The 17,122-nt window shown below is 69.4% G+C and carries 20 protein-coding genes; 8 read left to right on the top strand and 12 right to left on the bottom strand.

The window, feature by feature from the left end; translation table 11 throughout:
* Positions 1-2: 2 nt before the first annotated feature.
* Positions 3-749: an SDR family oxidoreductase gene (locus ACZ6O0_RS10530; RefSeq protein WP_465764571.1), complete on the bottom strand. Its 747-nt coding sequence runs from the start codon at positions 747-749 to the stop codon at positions 3-5.
* Between the two features lie 153 nt (positions 750-902).
* On the bottom strand, positions 903-1,829 hold the full coding sequence (locus ACZ6O0_RS10525; protein WP_465764570.1) for a LysR family transcriptional regulator: 927 nt from the start codon (positions 1,827-1,829) through the stop codon (positions 903-905).
* 91 nt (positions 1,830-1,920) lie between these two features.
* Between ACZ6O0_RS10525 and ACZ6O0_RS10520 the strand changes: the two genes are divergently transcribed.
* Positions 1,921-2,991 (top strand): serine hydrolase domain-containing protein, encoded by a 1,071-nt coding sequence (locus ACZ6O0_RS10520; RefSeq protein WP_465764569.1) that lies wholly within the window; start codon positions 1,921-1,923, stop codon positions 2,989-2,991.
* A gap of 31 nt (positions 2,992-3,022) precedes the next feature.
* Here the strand turns inward: ACZ6O0_RS10520 and ACZ6O0_RS10515 are convergent, their stop codons facing one another.
* On the bottom strand, positions 3,023-3,199 hold the full coding sequence (locus ACZ6O0_RS10515; protein ID WP_465764568.1) for a hypothetical protein: 177 nt from the start codon (positions 3,197-3,199) through the stop codon (positions 3,023-3,025).
* Positions 3,200-3,506: 307 nt separating this feature from the next.
* On the opposite strand from ACZ6O0_RS10515, the gene ACZ6O0_RS10510 reads away from it, so the two are divergent.
* A complete protein-coding gene (locus tag ACZ6O0_RS10510; protein WP_465764567.1) occupies positions 3,507-4,316 on the top strand; it encodes a sigma-70 family RNA polymerase sigma factor in 810 nt (269 codons plus the stop codon).
* Positions 4,313-4,813: a DNA polymerase ligase N-terminal domain-containing protein gene (locus ACZ6O0_RS10505; RefSeq protein ID WP_465764566.1), complete on the top strand. Its 501-nt coding sequence runs from the start codon at positions 4,313-4,315 to the stop codon at positions 4,811-4,813. The genes ACZ6O0_RS10510 and ACZ6O0_RS10505 overlap by 4 nt, the downstream gene beginning before the upstream one ends.
* Position 4,814: 1 nt before the next feature.
* On the opposite strand, the gene ACZ6O0_RS10500 is transcribed toward ACZ6O0_RS10505, so the two are convergent.
* From ACZ6O0_RS10500 to ACZ6O0_RS10485, 4 genes are all read right to left on the bottom strand, one after another.
* Positions 4,815-5,459 carry a nitroreductase family protein gene (locus ACZ6O0_RS10500; RefSeq protein ID WP_465764565.1) on the bottom strand — a complete coding sequence of 215 codons (645 nt, stop codon included), beginning with the start codon at positions 5,457-5,459 and terminating at the stop codon, positions 4,815-4,817.
* Positions 5,460-5,727: 268 nt separating this feature from the next.
* Positions 5,728-6,345 carry an L-threonylcarbamoyladenylate synthase gene (locus ACZ6O0_RS10495; RefSeq protein ID WP_465764564.1) on the bottom strand — a complete coding sequence of 206 codons (618 nt, stop codon included), beginning with the start codon at positions 6,343-6,345 and terminating at the stop codon, positions 5,728-5,730.
* A 32-nt stretch (positions 6,346-6,377) separates the two neighbouring features.
* Complete coding sequence (locus ACZ6O0_RS10490; RefSeq protein WP_465764563.1) at positions 6,378-6,986, bottom strand: class F sortase; 609 nt, start codon at positions 6,984-6,986, stop codon at positions 6,378-6,380.
* Between the two features lie 71 nt (positions 6,987-7,057).
* A complete protein-coding gene (locus ACZ6O0_RS10485; protein ID WP_465764562.1) occupies positions 7,058-7,891 on the bottom strand; it encodes a DUF4397 domain-containing protein in 834 nt (277 codons plus the stop codon).
* 271 nt (positions 7,892-8,162) lie between these two features.
* Between ACZ6O0_RS10485 and ACZ6O0_RS10480 the strand changes: the two genes are divergently transcribed.
* Together ACZ6O0_RS10480 and ACZ6O0_RS10475 are read left to right on the top strand one after the other, a co-directional pair.
* Positions 8,163-8,894: a hypothetical protein gene (locus ACZ6O0_RS10480; RefSeq protein WP_465764561.1), complete on the top strand. Its 732-nt coding sequence runs from the start codon at positions 8,163-8,165 to the stop codon at positions 8,892-8,894.
* A gap of 38 nt (positions 8,895-8,932) precedes the next feature.
* Complete coding sequence (locus ACZ6O0_RS10475; RefSeq protein WP_465764560.1) at positions 8,933-10,423, top strand: MFS transporter; 1,491 nt, start codon at positions 8,933-8,935, stop codon at positions 10,421-10,423.
* A gap of 18 nt (positions 10,424-10,441) precedes the next feature.
* Here the strand turns inward: ACZ6O0_RS10475 and ACZ6O0_RS10470 are convergent, their stop codons facing one another.
* Together ACZ6O0_RS10470 and ACZ6O0_RS10465 are read right to left on the bottom strand one after the other, a co-directional pair.
* Positions 10,442-11,155: a DNA alkylation repair protein gene (locus tag ACZ6O0_RS10470; protein ID WP_465764559.1), complete on the bottom strand. Its 714-nt coding sequence runs from the start codon at positions 11,153-11,155 to the stop codon at positions 10,442-10,444.
* 56 nt (positions 11,156-11,211) lie between these two features.
* Positions 11,212-11,955, bottom strand: a complete 744-nt coding sequence (locus ACZ6O0_RS10465) for an SDR family oxidoreductase (RefSeq protein WP_465764558.1) — start codon at positions 11,953-11,955, stop codon at positions 11,212-11,214.
* Between the two features lie 212 nt (positions 11,956-12,167).
* Here ACZ6O0_RS10465 and ACZ6O0_RS10460 point away from each other — a divergent pair, with 212 nt between their 5' ends.
* On the top strand, positions 12,168-12,548 hold the full coding sequence (locus ACZ6O0_RS10460) for an STAS domain-containing protein (RefSeq protein WP_465764557.1): 381 nt from the start codon (positions 12,168-12,170) through the stop codon (positions 12,546-12,548).
* 68 nt (positions 12,549-12,616) lie between these two features.
* Positions 12,617-13,345, top strand: coding sequence for a polyprenol monophosphomannose synthase (locus ACZ6O0_RS10455; protein WP_465764556.1), 729 nt, complete (start codon positions 12,617-12,619; stop codon positions 13,343-13,345).
* Here ACZ6O0_RS10455 and ACZ6O0_RS10450 read toward each other — a convergent pair.
* The 3 genes from ACZ6O0_RS10450 to ACZ6O0_RS10440 all read right to left on the bottom strand — a co-directional run bounded on the left by ACZ6O0_RS10450 (position 13,342) and on the right by ACZ6O0_RS10440 (position 15,706).
* A complete protein-coding gene (locus ACZ6O0_RS10450) occupies positions 13,342-14,274 on the bottom strand; it encodes a hypothetical protein (RefSeq protein WP_465764555.1) in 933 nt (310 codons plus the stop codon). The two genes, ACZ6O0_RS10455 and ACZ6O0_RS10450, sit on opposite strands and share 4 nt — an antisense overlap.
* A 113-nt stretch (positions 14,275-14,387) precedes the next feature.
* On the bottom strand, positions 14,388-14,738 hold the full coding sequence (locus tag ACZ6O0_RS10445) for a metallopeptidase family protein (RefSeq protein WP_465764554.1): 351 nt from the start codon (positions 14,736-14,738) through the stop codon (positions 14,388-14,390).
* A gap of 17 nt (positions 14,739-14,755) precedes the next feature.
* A complete protein-coding gene (locus tag ACZ6O0_RS10440) occupies positions 14,756-15,706 on the bottom strand; it encodes a hypothetical protein (RefSeq protein ID WP_465764553.1) in 951 nt (316 codons plus the stop codon).
* Positions 15,707-15,837: 131 nt separating this feature from the next.
* On the opposite strand from ACZ6O0_RS10440, the gene ACZ6O0_RS10435 reads away from it, so the two are divergent.
* The gene (locus ACZ6O0_RS10435) at positions 15,838-17,010 is read left to right on the top strand and encodes a hypothetical protein (protein ID WP_465764552.1); all 1,173 of its coding nucleotides are present in this window, start codon (positions 15,838-15,840) and stop codon (positions 17,008-17,010) included.
* The last annotated feature ends 112 nt before the right edge of the window (positions 17,011-17,122 follow it).

Here is a 17,122-nt window from a genome sequence, read left to right as displayed (position 1 = left end):
GATCAGGCGGCCGAGCCGCCGTTGGCGTAGATGACCTGGCCGTTGATCCAGCGGGCCGGTCCGGCCAGGAAGGCGATGATCTCGGCGATGTCGGACGGCTCGCCCAGGCGCTCCAGCGGCGGCTCGGCGGCGATCCGGTCGATCAGTTCCTGCGGCTTGCCCTCGAAGAACAGCGGGGTCGCGGTCGGGCCGGGGGCGACGGTGTTGACGGTGACGTCGCGGCCGCGCAGCTCGCGGGCCAGGATCAGGGTGATCGCCTCGACGCCGCCCTTGGTGGCGGAGTAGGCGGAGTAGCCCGGCCGGGCCAGCTTGGTGAGGGAGCTGGAGACGTTGATCAGCGCGCCGCCGTTGCGGAGCCGGCGGACCGCCTGCTGGTCGACCACGATGGTGCCGCGGAGGTTGGTCCGCACGACCCGGTCGAAGACCTCCAGGTCGAGGTCGGCGAGCGGGGACAGCGGCATGATGCCGGCCGCGTTCACGACCACGTCGACGCCGCCGAACTCCTGCTCGGTCCGGTCGAACAGCGCGGCCACCGCGGTCTCGTCGGCGACGTCGGCCTGGACCGCGATCGCCCGGCCGCCGGCCTGCTCGACCTCCTTGACGGCCTCTTCGGCCGCTGCCTGGTTGCCGGCGTACACGATCGCCACCGCGTAGCCGTCCCGGCCCAGGCGGGTGGCGGCCTCGCGGCCGATTCCGCTGGATCCTCCGGTCACGATGGCGACCCGTCCGGCGGTGGTGTTCTCGGTCATCGTCCTGCTCCTCGATCTCGGTGTCCTGCTGACACCAACGATCTTGCTGCGACCGATGCATCAAGTCCAACGACTCAAGTCGATGGGTGGATCAATTTCATTGATGCAGGAGCCCGCCCTGCGGGCGGGGAGGGGGGAGCTGGGTAGTCAGTTTTATTGATGCAAGTCCTGGCCGAGTTCTGTGCCGGGAGGGTGCCGGAGGTGGGTGCTGACCAAGCCCAGCAGGGCTCGCAGTGCGGCGGTCGGCTTCCGTTTCTTCAGGGTGGCCATGTACAGCGACCACTGGAACGACTCGTCCTTGATCGGTACGACGCGGATCGCGTCGACACCGGCCACGGCGTACCCGGGCAGGATCCCGAGGCCGACACCATGGGCCACGAACTGCACGCCGTTCTCGATCCCGAGCGCCTCGACGACCACGTGCCGCGCGAGCCCGGCCGCCTCGAAGCGCTGGTCGATCAGCGTCCGGGTGCCGAACCCGGGCGGGAAGTCCACGAACGCCTCGTCGGCCAGGTCGGCCAGCGTCACCGTCCGGCGGCGCGCGAGCCGGTGCCCGACCGGGACCGCGAGGACCTGCGGAACCCGGAGCAACTCCCAGGCCGTCAGCTCACGCGGCACGCTGCCGGCCGCGATCCCGAGGAACCCGACGTCGATGTCCCCGTTCCGCAGGGCCACGATGACGCCGGCCGATCCCTCGGCGTCGACCCGCAGTTGCAGCTCGACGTTCGGATAGCGCCGGCGGAACTCACCGGCCGCGGCCGGCAGGTCGATCAGCCCGAGGCCGGGCAGCAGCCCGACGCGCACGGATCCGCGCATCCCGGCGCCGAGCTCGTCGACGACATCACGAGCCCCTTGGACCGCGTCCATCACCGCGAGCGCTTCGGGGAGGAGCGCCGTACCCGCCTCGGTCAGCACCACTCGCTGGGCGCTGCGCTCGAACAGCGTGACCTTCAGATCGCGTTCCAGCGCGGCGATCGCGGCGCTCACCGCGCTCTGCACCACGTGCAGCCGCCGGGCGGCCAACGTGAAGCTCCGCTCGTGCGCCACCGCCACGAAGTACTCCAGCTGCCGCAACTCCACGACCGCAGTCTGTCATCGCCACCACGTCAAGAACGCCGGACTCGCTTCGACCTGTCCGCGAAAGGGCACCCGGACAGACAGGATGAGTGAAGTGACGAACCTTCAGGATCAGATCCAGCGGCGGCTCGACGAGCTGGTCGCAACCGAGCTCGGACTGCAGGTGGCGGTCTACCAGCAGGGTGAGCTGATCGTCGACGCCACGGTCGGGACCACGCCGGACACCCTTTTCTACAGCGCATCCACCGGCAAGGCCACCACCGCGACCGTCGCCAACGTGCTGGTCGATCGCGGAGTGCTCGAGTACGACGCCCCGATCGCCGACCTCTGGCCCGAGTTCGCGGCGAACGGCAAGGAGAAGGCGACCCTGCGGCACGTGCTGACCCACTCGATCGGCCTACCGGCGCTCGCGCCCGGCACCACGATCGAGGACCTGACCCGGTGGACGACGATCACGTCGTACCTCGCCGCGGCCGAGCCCTGGTGGGAGCCCGGCACCAAGATGACCTACCACGCCGAGACTTTCGGGTATCTGGTCGGCGAGATCGTCCGGCGGGCGACCGGCCGCCGGATCTCCGACGTACTGCACGACATCGCCGAGCCGCTGGGGATCGCGGACGAGGTCTACATCGGTGTACCTCTGGACCAGCAGTCCCGGGTCGCCACGTTGGTCGAACCGGACGGGGCCGAGGAGTCGTTCGCCATGCTGGCAGGCCTTTTCGGGAAGGTCACGCCACCGGAAGCGCTCCCCCGGGCAGCGCATGTCAACGGCCGCCCGGACGTGCTCGCCGCCGAACGCCCGTCCGGCGGCGTCCTCACCGCGCGCGGTGTCGCCAGGCTGTACGCCGCTCTGATCGGCGAGGTCGACGGCGTCCGGTTGATCCGGCCGGAGCGGGTCGCCGAGGTCACCGGCCCCGCGTTCGTCGGGCCGGACGAACTGCTGGGCAACCAGGCGACGTGGGCGATGGGCTACGCGATCGGGCGGCTCGGCTCGACGGCCGAGGAGAGCCCGGCATCGTTCGGCATGCCGGGCATGGGTGGCAGCGCCGCCTGGGCCGATACGCGCTCAGGCGTTGCGTTCGCCCTCACCAGGGCGCTGTTCGACCCGGCGCAGTCGGCGTCGGCGATCGAGATCGGCAATCTGGTTGCGAAAGCTCTCTGCTGAATCAGCCTTATCTGTAAGGGGATTCAGCTTCCTAGGATTCGCGCACCGACTGCTCGTCGACCCAGACGAGATGGCCGTGGTGGCTGACGAGAACCTCGTCGGCCCCGGCCGTCCCGGTCCGGCGACCCAGTTCCTGGCCCGCGATCCAGCGGCCGCCGATGCGGACCTGGACGGCCGTCGGCCGGGCCGGAGAGGTGGCTACTGGCATGGCACCTGACTTCTGGACAGGGGCGGAGGGAGTGGGGTGGCGTCGTACCGCGCTGGGGTGGTGCTGGAGTTCGGTCATCGTCGCCCTCGCAGGGACACGAAGCCAACATCGGGGGGCTGGCTTCTCAACCAAAGGCCACCCTACAACCGCCACGTGACACACCGTTAGCGGTAACTCGGATTGATCGGAAAGCTCCTCCGACCAAGGCATAACCACCCCGTCCGGGGGTAGGAATGTCTCTGCATGCCCCTGACCGCGGTCCAGACATCGTGCCGCGCCGTGACATCTCGTCGCGAGGTCAGAACAGATGAACACCATCAGCAGCATCTCCGAGCAGGCAGCCGATCCAGCCGACCGGCGGGATCTCGAGACCCGGTCCCTGCTCACCCGGCGCGCGGCCGCCGCGGACGCGGATCTCCGCCAGTCTCTCCTGGATCAAGCGATCGAACTCAACCTCCCCATCGCGCACAGCATCGCCGCCCGCTTCCGTGGCCGGGGCGTGGAGGCGGACGACCTTGACCAGGTTGCCTCCCTGGGCCTGGTCAAGGCCGCCCACAGCTACGACCCGGCCGCGCAGACTCCGTTCCTGGCGTACGCCGTACCGACGATCCGGGGTGAGCTGAAGCGGTACTTCCGCGACTGCTCCTGGACCGTCCGGATCCCGCGGCGGCTGCAGGAGCTCCAGGGATCCATCGGCGCGGTCCGGCCCGGCCTGTTCCAGGAGCTCCAGCGCGAACCCACCGTGCTGGAGCTGGCCGACGCGATCGGCACCGAGGCCGAGCACGTGTCGGCCGCGCTCGCCGCGGACGGCTGCTTCGTGGTGATGTCGCTGGACCGCCCGCTCGACGGGGACACGGCCTCGAACCTGGGCGAGTCCCTGGCCGCCGAGGACACGTCCTACGAGCGGATCGAGACCGCCGACCTGCTCGATACGGTTCTGAGCAGCCTGACGGCGCGCGAGCGTAGGATCCTGGCGTTGCGGTTCTTCGAGGAACAGACCCAGGCGGACATCGGCGCCGAGATCGGAGTGAGCCAGATGCAGGTCTCCCGGTTGCTCCGCGGCATCCTCGCGCTGCTGCGGGGCCGGATCGAATCCCCCACGGCAGCGGCCGCTTGACGACGCCGTCGAAGCCCATCTTCGTGGTCCAGCTGCACGATGCCCGGCGGCTGCACTACGACGTCCGGCTCGAGGTCGATGGCGTCCTGAAGTCGTGGGCGGTCCCGCGCGGGCCGTCGCTGGACCCGACCGTGAAGCGGCTCGCGGTGTTCACCACGGACCACGATCTGGAGTACGCGTCGTACGAAGGTGTGATCGCGGACAGCCAGTACGGCAGTGGCGCGGTGATCGTCTGGGACGCGGGGGTCTTCACGAACCTCACCCGCGACGATCGCCGGCAGCTGGTGGACCCGGCGGTGGCGATCGAGCGCGGCCATCTGAAGGTGCAGTTGCACGGGGTGAAGCTGAGCGGCGCGTGGGCTTTCACCCGGACCGGCGACGACTGGCTGCTGGTCAAGGTGCGCGACGAGGCGGCCGATCCGGCCCTCGACCTGACCGTCGCCGAACCGCGTTCGGTGCTGAGCGGCCTGACCATCGAGGAGATGGCCGGCTCCTGAATCACCAGGTGTCGAGGTGCAGAACCTCGTCGAGCGGCTGCCGGGGTGCGGGCTTGAAGTCCGTGCCGATCGTGTACGCCGTCGGGATCAGCACCGTCTGCCGGACGTGTTCGGGGAGGCCGAGCAGTTCGCCGACCTCTTCCTCGTAGTTGAGGTGCAACGTGGTCCACGCCGTACCGAGTCCGCGGGCCCGGGCGGCGAGCATGTAGCTCCACGCGGACGGCAGGATCGAACCCCAGAGGCCAGCCTGGTTCCCGGCCGGCAGCGAGGCGGCCGTCAGGCACGGGATCACCAGGACGGGGACCTGGCCCATCCGCTCGCCCAGGTAGGCCACGCTGTCGCCGACCCGGCGCTGCACGGGCCCGCGCACCGGGTCGTCGGCGTACAACTTGCCGGCGGCTCCGGAGCCGGCCAGGTACTTCTCGACGGCGCGGCGGTAGTACTCGCCGATCGCCGCCCGCTTCTCGGCGTCCGTGATCACCAGCCAGTGCCAGGTCTGCCGGTTGCTCCCCGACGGCGCCTGCAGCGCGATCTCGATGCACTCGCGAACCAGCTCGAGCGGAACGGCCTTCTCGAGATCGAGCCGCTTCCGCACTGTGCGGGTGGTGGTCAGCAGTTCGTCGGGCGACAGATCGAGTGTGGTCACGGCCCAACTATGTCAGCAGGTGTAGAGGCTGTTTCGGCGACGGCGGCTGACGTGGCCCAGTTGGCCGCCGCACTGAACACTCCGTCGACGGGCAGGCTGAGCCGCCGCTTGGCGTTCAGCTCGACCTGCAAGGCCTTCACCGCCGCGTTGCGACCGACTGCCCGTTGTACTGCAGCAGGTACTGGATCGCCTGGACGTCGGCGCGCCACGATTCCCACTGCTCTCAGTCGGGAAGAAGGCGTTCGCATAGGCGTACGCCCGCAAGAGCTCACTCGAACGGTCTGGGGTCCCCCGCGCCGACGCGGACGATCTCGGGGACATCGTCGGAGAAGTCGATGACCGTGGTGGGTTCGGTGCCGGTCTCGCCCTCGATGACGGCGTCGATCTGGTTGTCGAGCTCTTCCTTGATCTCCCAGGCCTGCGTCATCGGCTCGTCGTGGCCGGGGAGCAGCAAGGTGCTGGAGACGAGCGGTTCGCCGAGCTCCGCGACCAGGGCCTGGGTGACCACGTGGTCCGGGATCCGCACGCCGACGGTCTTCTTCTTCGGATGCAGCAGCCGGCGCGGCACTTCCTTCGTGGCCGGCAGGATGAACGTGTAGCTGCCCGGCGTGGCCGCCTTGATCGAGCGGAAGACGGCGTTGCTGATGTGCACGAACTGCCCGAGCTGCGCGAAGTCCTGGCACACCAGCGTGAAGTGGTGCCGGTCGTCCAGGTGCCGGATCGCCTTGATCCGGTCGATCCCGTCCTTGTTCCCCAGTTGGCAGCCGAGCGCGAAACAGGAGTCGGTCGGGTAGGCGATCAGGCCGCCGTCGCGCAGCAGGTCCACCACCTGCCCGATCGACCGCCGCTGCGGGTTCTCCGGATGCACGTCGAAATACCTGGCCATGACGGCCGAGCCTACCGCCGGTGTCTCCCGGACTACTTCGCGAGACCGATCGCGCTCGCCGTCACCACCAGGTTGTCCTCGTAGCCACCGCGCGACGCGTCGTACGCACCGGTGCAGGTGATCAGGACCAGGCGGTGGTCGCCGGTCTGGGTGAAGGCGCCGCTCCTGGTCGCCAGGGCGTCCTTCGGCACCGACCGGATCGACACGACCTTGTACGACGCGGCGTGGCCGGAGCCGTGGAGTACGACGACCTCGCCCGTCCTCACCTGCCGCAAGCGGGCGAAGAACCCGAGACCCTCGGTCTTGGTGTCGACGTGGCCGGCCAGGACGACCGAGCCGAACGGATCACCGGCCTCGGCGCCGCCGTCCCACCAGCCGACCCGTTTGGCCTCGCCCGGAACCTGGAGCTGACCGTTGACGGTCGTTGCCCGAAGCACCGGGGCTGTCGCGCCGCCGGGCAGCACGACCTGCTCCGGGACGAAGCGGATGCGCTGGCTCGGGGCCGGCGTTCCCACCCGGCCAGGTGGTGCGGACGTCGGATCGGAGGGCAGGGGAATCGTCGGAGTGATCTCGCCGGAGAACCCCGGTACGGACGGCGGCGCCGGCGTTGAGGTGCCGTCGCCCGTACCGGAGCCGGACACGGCGCTGTCCGCCCTGGCGGTGCAACCCGCCAGGACGAGACAGCACAGCACTGCCCAGCTCAGCCACCGTTTCAGCGACGGACCGCCTTCCGCGCCACCTTGCGGACCGTCACCACGGCCGCCAGCAACCCGGCCAGGATCACGACCACCCAGAGCCCGGAATCGCCGGACGCGGCAGAGTTTCGCGCCTGGTCGAGCCCTGCCGCCTGTCCTCCCGTCCCGGTGTTCACCAGACTCGGCTTGTCCGACCCCGTGGCCGGGACCTTGATCGTTCCGAGGGCAACGGTCATCGTCTTCTGGCTCGGTGCGCCGATCGCGAATACCCGGGTCAGATATCCGGCTTTCACCGGCAGATCCAACGGACCGAGAACAACAGGTGAAGTCGCCCCCGCGGGCACGATGTCGACCTTGTACGTTCCCGCCGGAACGACCGCGTCCAGCGATTCCCCGTTCGCCACATTGGCGAACAGCACCTTGCCGTTGACCCGGATGTCGGCCGGCCCGACCGCCGCGTCGTGGGCGACCCGGAGCCCGGCCTTGTCCTTGGGCACCGCGTTCAGGTTGTTCGCGTACGTCGTGATCAGCGGGTTCCCGGTCGGCGAGACCGGCTGGTGGATGACGACGTCGAGGCTGGCCCCGGATCCGGCCGTCACCTCCCGCTGGATCACCACCTTTCCGCCTTGCCTGGCAGTGATCAGCCGCTTGCCGGCGGCGACGCCGAAGGGCCCGATCAGCTTGGCCGCCGCGACCCCACCGGCCACCTGGTGCCCGTCGATGCTGATGTCGAGCGTGCGGCCGGGCAGGCCCTGGACGATGTACAGATTGGCGCCGGCGGCAGCCTGCGCCGGGACCGCGAGCACCGCCGGCGCGGCCGCGACCGTCACCGCCAGCAGCAGCGGAATCACCCTTCGAATTACCGGACCTCGAATTCTCGATAATATCCCGTTTGATACAGCCCGGAATTGCCCGGACACGCTCCGTCTCTGCATTTCGCGCCCCCTCCGGCGGTCACAGAAAAATACGGCAGTAATTGCCGAGCCCCACTAATTCCGGCGTATCGTATGCCCAAGTCCGTTCCGGCCACCAGAGGAAACGGCCAGGACCGTTTGGGGGCGGTGACTCATGTCGGACCACGGCGCTCCGGATCGTGAGCTCCTCCCGAGCGCCTCATCGGGGGTGGAGGATCTCAGCGCCGGCCGCACGGCCGTGCGGATGCTGGCGGCGATCGCGCTGACGCTGGGGCTCAGCGCGACCGCCGCCTGCTCGGACGACACCGCGAACCCGGTCGCCCCCAGTCCCGGGATCGACAGCGGGAGGCCCATCGCGGTCGCGCCGACGCCGACGCCGACCGGGACGGTCAGCCCCGGTCCCGGGGTGACGAAGCCCGGCATCAAGCTCGTCGTCGTACCGCGCCCGGACGGGTCGTTCGACATCACCGAGGACCTGATGTTGCCCGAGGCCACCAACATCCTGCAGCTGCAGGTGCCGACCTCCGGTGAGCACCTGCCCGGGATGATGGCCAAGACCACTCCGCGGGTGACGAATCTGAAGGTGAACGCCGAGGACCAGTCGATACCGGTCGAGCAGACCGCCTTCAGCAGCGCGACCGACATACCGCTGACGACCGCGGCCACCCGGATCCGGCTGACCTACCGGCTGTCGGGATCGACGGTCCGCGCCACCCCGTCGACGGCGGACCGGGCGGGTGCGGCGATCCGGCCTCTCACCGCGACGGCCGAGGGGACGCTGCCGACCGACGTCAGCGTCACCAGCGGGCTGCTGAACGCGGTCTGTCCGCTGATGACCGACACCCGGTGCGCGGTCGGCGATCCGCCCAAGCTCGGCATCCTGCCCAACATCCCGGCCAGTCAGGCCCTCGTCATCCTCCAGCTGGATCTGCCGCGCTGAGCCGGACCCGGCCGCGATCCCGGCCGTAGTCTGACCCCATGAGCGACGAGCGGATCGCGTTGGGGACCAGCCGCGGCCGGTGGGTGCTGGCCGCGACGGCGCTGGGGTCGGGGATGGCGTTCCTGGACGGCACGGTGGTGAACGTCGCGTTGCCGGCGATGGGCGAAGAGCTCAACGCCGACATGGCCGGCCTGCAGTGGATCGTCAACGGCTACATGCTGATGCTCGCTTCCCTGGTCCTGCTCAGCGGCTCGCTCGGCGACCGGCTCGGACGGCGGCGTACGTACGTCACCGGGGTGATCTGGTTCGCGGTCGCCTCGGTGGTGTGCGCGGTCGCGCCGACCCTGGAGGTGATGATCGCGGGCCGGATCCTGCAGGGCATCGGCGGTGCGCTGCTCACGCCCGGCAGCCTGGCCATCCTGCAGACCACGATCCGGACGACCGATCGCGCCCGGGCGGTCGGCAACTGGTCCGGCCTGACCTCGGTGGCCGCGGCCGTCGGCCCGTTCGTCGGCGGCAGCCTGGTCGACAGCGGCTCCTGGCGACTGATCTTCGTCCTCAACGTGCCGGTCGCCTTGGTGACCGTCCTGGTCACGCTCCGGCACGTCCCCGAGACCCGGGACGAGGAGGCGGGCGGCAAGCTCGACGTCAACGGCGCGATCCTGGCCACGGTCGGTCTGGGCGGCCTCACCTTCGGCCTGATCAGCGCCGGCGAGCGCGGGTTCGGCGATCCGGCCGTCCTGACCAGCCTGGTGATCGGCGTGCTCGCGCTGTTGGCCTTCATCGAGGTCGAGCGCCGCAGCTCGCACCCGATGCTGCCACCGGGCATCTTCGCCAACCGGCGCTTCACCGGCGCCAACCTGGTCACGGTCGCCGTGTACGGCGGCCTTGGCACGGCGACGTTCCTGCTCGTCGTCTACCTGCAGACGGTGCTCGGCTACAGCGCGCTCTGGGCCGGCGCGTCTCTGCTCCCGATGACGCTGCTCATGCTCTTCCTGTCCGGGTACGCCGGTGGTCTGTCGGAGCGGATCGGGGCCCGGCTACCGATGACGGTCGGGCCGGCGCTGATGGCGGTCGGGTTCCTTCTGATGCTGCGGATCAAGCCCGGCTCCGGGTACTTCTCCACCGTCCTGCCGGCCGTGGTCGTGCTCGGGCTGGGCCTGGTCGCGACGGTCGCACCGCTGACCGCGACCGTCCTGTCGTCGGTCGCCGACCACCACGCCGGGATAGCGTCGGGGGTCAACAACGCGGTCGCCCGAACGGCCCAGCTGATGGCGGTCGCGGCGATCCCGATGGCGGCCGGCATCACCGGCGACACCTACCGCGATGCCGTCGCCTTTCATGAAGGATTCGGCCGGGCGCTGTGGATCTCCGCGATCCTGGCCGTGGCCGGCAGCACGATCGCCTGGTTCAGCCTGGCCGAGCCGAGGCCGGAGCGGACCCGGGGCCTGGTTCACCACCACACCCATTGCGCTCTGGAAGCACCGCCGTACGCCGACAGCCGGGCGCCATCGACCTCGTCGAGCTGACTTGTCGACAAATCTCGCCTAGCGCAGTGCGAGGTAGTGCTTGCGGACCGCGGGGTCGAGGCGCTCGATCGCATAGCGAAGCATGGTGCGCGGCATCTGCGGCGCGTGCTGGTCGAGGAAGGTCAGCAGCTCGGCCTCGGAGACCCGCTTGCCGGCTTCGCGCAGCATCCAGCCGGATGCCTTGTGGATAAGGTCTTCCCGATCGTCGAGCACCTCGGCGGCAAGTGCGTAGGTGTCCGCGGTCTGGCCGACGCCGATCAGGAACTGCGTCGCCACCAGCGCGATCCGGCGCTCCCACAGCGACGTCGAACGGACTAGTTCATAGAGGACGTCCCGGGGCTTGTCGAGCACATAGCCCCCGACGACCTGGGGAGCACTGCAGTCGACCAGGTCCCAGTTGTTGATGTACGCCGTACTGCGCAGATAGAGCTCGTGGACAGCGGTGAGCTCGGCCGGGTTCGCCGTACGCGGCTTGAGACTGCGGGACGCGCGATCGGCGAGCAGGCAGAGGATCGTCAGCCGGTGCTCATGGATCGGACTGGTGAGGGCCTGCTCGAGCTCGGGCAGCGGGAGGTCCGCGCGCAGGTAGGGCTTGAGGATGCCGCGGATCGTCGAGAGCTTCACGCCGATCATCTGGTCGCCGTGCCCGTAGCCGCCCGGCTGGAGCTGGAAGTACCGCGACAGCACGGTCGCCACCGCTGGATCGGCCGCGGCGTCGACGTCGGCGAGCAACTGCTTGGTGCCCAGACCTTTGGTGCCCAGATCTTTGGTGCTCAGATCTTTGGTGCTCAGATCAACAGCCCTCCGGTGGCCAGCAGGTTCTGTCCGGTCAGCCAGCGGCTGTCGGGGCCGGCCAGGAAGCCGACCACGTCGGCCACCTCGGCAGGCTCACCCAGCCGGCCGAGTGCGGTGATCCCGACCAGGGCGTCCTTGGCTTCCGGCGGGTTCTCGCGGTGGAACATGTCCGTGTCGGTCGCGCCGGGCGACACCGTGTTCACGGTGATCCGGCGAGCGCCGTACTCCCGGGCGGCGACCTTGACGAACTGCTCCAGCGCTCCCTTGCTGGCGGCGTACAAGGAGATGCCCGGACCGGGTACGGCGGTGTTGAGAGTGGAGATCGCGATGATCCGGCCGCCGTCGGCGAGGGTGCGGCCGGCGCGCTGGATCGCGAAGTACGGCCCTTTGACGTTGGTCGCGAACAGCCGGTCGAAATCGTCCTCGGTGACGTCGGCGATCGCCTTCACCGACGCCTCGGCCGCATTGCAGACGAAGATGTCGAGAGTGCCGGTCGGCTCGGCCGCGCGGTCGAACAACTCGTCGATGCCACTCAGCTCGGCCTGGTCGGCCTGGACCGCGATCGCCTCACCACCGGCCGCCTTCACTTCGGCGACCACATCCGCGGCCGCGGCCTCGTTGGTGGCATAGCTGAAGGTGACCACAGCACCGTCGGCAGCCAACCGCCGCACGATCGCCGCGCCGATTCCGCGCGAGCCACCGGTGACCAGCGCCGCCTTGCCGTCGAGTGCGCCCATGCTCCTTGTCTACCACCGCACCTGGGTCTGCCGTTTGTTTGATGCCGGCCGACGCTGGCAGCGCTTACACGGCGGGAGGTCACGCTCCGGGGTCATCCGCGCCACACCCGTTGTGACGCGCGAGCGTTGGGGCATACGGTGAGACGACGGCAGTTCCATCCGCCAGGACCGACCGACGTTCGTGGCGCAATACCCCCGGGGGAGAGACCGGCGTGACCAGCCACCCAGAACCGGACGGCGAGATGATCCGCACCACCTTCGACGCTGTGACCGAGGAGCTGGAACCTGGCGTACTGCTGGTCCGGATGTCCGGTGAGATCGACATCGCGACCACGGACTTCGCGTCCGAGTCGATCCGCGCCGCCGTCGCCCCGCCGGCCCGGCTGGTGCTGATCGACGTCTCCGCCGTCACCTTCTGCAGCTCGGCCGGCCTCGGCAACCTGGTCGAGGCCCGCAACCTGGCCGGCCAGCACAACATCACCCTCGCCCTGGTCGGCGTCGGCCGCCCGGTCGACCGCCCGCTCGCGGTGACCGGCCTCGGCGGCCAGTTCCAGATCTTCTCCACCGTCCAGGAAGCCCTCCACAGCCTCTGACCCAGGTCACCTGTACGACCCTTGACCGGTGATGCGATAGCTTTCGGTGTCTCCGACGAAGGAAAGTCATGGGTGAGCTAGCGAAGATCGTGGTCGTCGTGCCGACCTACAACGAGCGGGAGAACCTGCCCGTGCTGGCCGGGCTGCTGTCCGACCTGAACCTGCCCGGCCTGGAGATGCTCGTCGTCGACGACAACTCCCCCGACGGCACCGGTGAGGTCGCCGACGAGCTGGCGAAGGAGTCGCCGGAGCGGGTCGGCGTACTGCACCGGACCGTGAAGGACGGGCTCGGCCGCGCGTACATCGCCGGGATCACCCGCGCCCTGGACGAGGGTGCCGACATCGTCATCCAGATGGACGCCGACCTGTCCCACCCGGCCTCGGTGATCCCGACCATGGTCGAGACGCTGCGGACGACGGACGCCGGCGTGGTGATCGGGTCCCGGTACGTCGAGGGCGGGTCGGCCGCGGCCGAGTGGGGCTGGCACCGGCGGGCACTGTCCGCGTGGGCCAACTTCTACGTGAACGCGCTGCTGCGGCTGCACGTGAAGGACGCCACCGCCGGGTTCAAGGCCTGGAAGGCGGACACGCTGCGCTGGATCGACGTGGGCACGATCGAGAGCAACGGGTACTCGTTCCAGGTCGAGATGAACTACCGGACCGTCAAGCGGGGCCTGCGCATCGCCGAGGTGCCGATCCGCTTCGAGGAGCGCACCGCCGGCGCCTCGAAGATGAGCCTCAAGGTCCAACTCGAGTCGGCCCTGATGCCGTGGAAGCTGCTCTTCTCGCGCTCCTAGATCGAGCGGGCGATGGAGGCCAGCATCCGGGGCATGTCCTTGTAGGCGGCGTTCGGGTCGTCCTTGCGTCCTTCGACGCAGAAGATCACCGTCACGTTGTGGATCGACTCGACGCCGGTCATCACGGTGCAGCGCGCGACCATCGAGACGCTCCCGCCGGTCGGGGTGTGGATCCGGCCGGAGAGCGCGATCTGCGCCTGGGTGTCGATGTTCGAGTTGGCGGGCGTGACCGTCTCGACCGGCTCCTTCCGTGCGCCGATCCAGTGGTCGATGGCGATCACCGTGTCCGCCGCCTTCGGTGCGGTTTTGTCCGCGCGGTACGCGATCGGGCTGACGATGACGTAGGCCGCACCACGGCCCGGCGCCAGCAGGGAAACGCTGTACTTCTCCTGGTGTTCCTTCCGCCAGCCGGGAGCCGGCTTGACGTACACGTCGTCGTACACCTTGAGGCCCTGGTCGATGTCCTTCAGCGTCCGGCGCCGCTCCGTGGGCGTCGAGAACGTCAGGGTCGGCTCGGGTGACGTCGGGGGCATGGGTGTGTACGACGGGGCGGTCGGCGACGGGCTCGCCGAGGTCAGGCCGTCGGAGTACGTGGCGGTCGGCATCGGACCGCCTGCGTCGGCATCGTCGCCGCCGCCTCGGGTCGTCAGGACCACACCGGCGCCACCGATCAACGCCAGTACCAGGGCGATGCCACCGGCCAGCAACCACGGCGTCTTGCTCTTGGCTGGTTGCTGGTATGGCTGGTGGTTCGGCTGGCCGTAGTACAGCTGCTGGGGCGGGGCGCCGTACGGCGGCTGCTGCGGCGGGGCGCCGTACGGCGGCTGCTGGGGTGGCGCGCCGTACTGCGGTGGCGGTGGTGGCGGTGCGCCGTACGGCGCGGTCGGTTGGTTCTCGGGATTCCAGGCAGGCGGCTGGGGATCGCTCACAGCGAAGGCCTCACTTGATCGTTCAAAGTGGACTGGACCGGCCCCGATTCCGGCCGCCTGAGGCTACCTCAACCAGACGAATCCGTCCCGCGTATTGCAGCAAGTGGCAACGTTCAGCCGTAGCCGAGCTCGTGCAGCCGGGCGTCGTCGATGCCGAAGTGGTGGGCGATCTCGTGCACCACCGTGATGTTCACCTCGTCGACGACGTCGTCGAAGGTGTCGCAGATCCGCAGCGTCGGGTTGCGGTAGATGGTGATCCGGTCCGGCAGGACGCCGCCGTAGTAGTTCCCGCGCTCGGTCAGTGGGATGCCCTCGTAGATCCCGAGCAACTCCCGGTCCCCGGCCGGCGGCTCGTCCTCGACGAAGATCGCCACGTTGTCGATCAGCGCCGCGAGCTCCTCCGGCACCTCGTCCAGCGCCTGCGACACGAGCACCTCGAAGTCGGCCCGGCTCATCTCGATCACGCTGCCAGCGTAGTGACCTAGAGCCAGCCCTGACGGGACGCCTGGACTCCCAGCTGGAATCTCGTCTGCGCCCCGAGCGCCTCCTGCAGGCGGCCGATCCGGCGCGCGATCGTGCGCTCGCTGACCCCGAACTCGCGGGCGATCGACTCGTCGGTCAGGCCCGCGCTCAGATAGGTCAGCAGCCGCTTGGCATCCAGGCTGGGACCGGCGTTGACGTCGTTCAGCTCAGTCCCTCCGGTGATCGGTACGGCGATCCGCCACAGCGCCTCGAAGATCCGGGCGAGTCCACCCAGCAGCGGCGAGTCGTGCACCACCATGGCCACGAACTCCGGACCCCGCTGGACGTCGGACCGCGCCCCGACCAGCGCCCACCGATCGTCGACAACCGTGATGTTCAGCGGTACGTGCGGGAACACCCGGGCCTGCTCACCGGCCTCGATGCACGCCTGGACCAGGTGCAGCGCGTTCGCGTCCTGGAGGACGTGAGCGCCGTAGATCACGTCGTACCGGACACCCCGCTCGAGCGCGTCGAACATGCCGTCGACGATCCGCAGCTCGCGGGCGGCGATGTTGCCCATGGTCATCGCCCGTACCTGCTCCTCGGCATCGGTCTGGACCGAGTTCAGGACCGCCTGTGCGGCGGCGTACGTCGGCAGGACCTCGAGGTAGTCGGGTTTGCCGGTGGCCGCCTTCCAGAGCTCCGACAGCAGCTCGGCGCTGTCCCGCGCCAAAGCGGCCTGTTGGGTGTGATGCTCCGCGAGCGCACCGAGCGCCAAGCGCGGCGGCCGGACCACCACGGCATCGGCGGTGCGCTCGACCAGCCCCAGATCGGTCAACTCGCAGAGGGCGGTTTCGACGTCGTCGTGGCGGGCGGTCAGCTCGGCCGGGGTGGCCTCCGGATTCTGCAACAGCTCCAGCAGTACCCCCTCCGCGCCGGCCGACAAACCCAGAGCCTGGAGCGCTTCCATCCCTCTGTGTACCACCGGGCGACAGGTTCTCGCCATGCCGGATTCTGACAGCGGCCAGACCTCGTAGCACCCGGTATCCGCGGCAAATACTGATGCCGCCCAACTCCCCCACGCGTTTGCAGGAGTCCCTGATGAGAAAACGCCTGATCTGGCCCGTGGTCGCCGCTCTTGGCCTCACACTCGGTCTCGCGGCCCCGACCACCGCTACCGCGGTCCCGTCCACGGCCGATTCGGTACCCCAGCAGCTCTCACCCGAGCTGCAGCAGATTGTCGACAACTTGCCGGCCATGCGCGAACGCGCGGCGGCGGTCAAGGCCGAGCTCGGGGTGCAGGACAACCCCGTGCAGGACGCCGTACTCGAGGCCATCGACCCGACCCAGTACGAGTGCTCCGACGCCACCCCGCCGGTGGTGGCCGCGATCCTGCCGGACGTCACCAACTGGACCTTCGAGCAGCGGCTCGCGGTCATCCACGTCCTGTTGTTCAACATGGCGCTCATGGACGCGGCGTACCTGCCGCAGACCGGACCGTTCACGTACGGTGCGCGCGGCGAGTTCAGCAACCAGGTCAACCGCACGATCCGCGACCTGAAGGGGTTCTGGGACATCCCGTCCGGCGACGTCGAACTGGTGCCCGCGCACGGCCGGTCCATGCTCGACCCCGAGGTGAACTACCGCGTCTTCACCACGCTCTACGGCTTCGACCCGGTCGCGTCGCGGGTCTCCGCGAACCTGGTCGCGCGCGAGCTGAACAGCCCGGCCCTCGGGTACGGCGACCTGCCGATCTTCACGTTCAACGCCTACGCCGCTCCGGGCGGGGAGGACATCCCCGGCCTCGGCAAGTCCCCGCGGCGGATCGCCTTCGGCGACGGCGTACTGGAAGGCTTCGCCCGGGTCGGGCTGGGCGACGTGGCGCCGCAGGCCATCCTCGCGCATGAGTTCGGTCACCAGGTCCAGTACTCCGACGGCCTGATGCGGACCGACCTGCCCGGACCCGAGGCGTCCCGCTGGGCGGAGCTGATGGCGGACGCGTTCAGCGCGTACTTCCTCACCCACGCCCGCGGCGCCGCGATGCAGTGGAAGCGCGTGGAGGCGTTCGGCCAGATGTTCTACCAGCTGGGCGACTGCGGCTTCGCCGCGGACGGCCACCACGGCACGCCCAACCAACGGATGCGGTCCGCCCTCTGGGCCTACAGCGTCGCGGACGCGGCCCGTCCGCAGGGCCACATCCTCCCGGCCCTCGACTTCTTCGGGCTGTTCTCGGCGCACTACCCGCAGCTCGTCGCACCTGACGCGACCAGCTGATTCCAGGGCGCCGTACGCCTCCCCCCCTGGGCGTACGGCGCCCGCCCCGGAACTCGTTTTGGAGCCCGGGCCCAACTCCTCTATGCTTACGGCTGTCCCTGGAGCTTCGGCT

Source organism: Kribbella sp. NPDC048837 (genome assembly GCF_055586945.1).
Note: the sequence above shows the minus strand (reverse complement) of the source record. Positions and strands in the feature narration are given on the sequence as shown.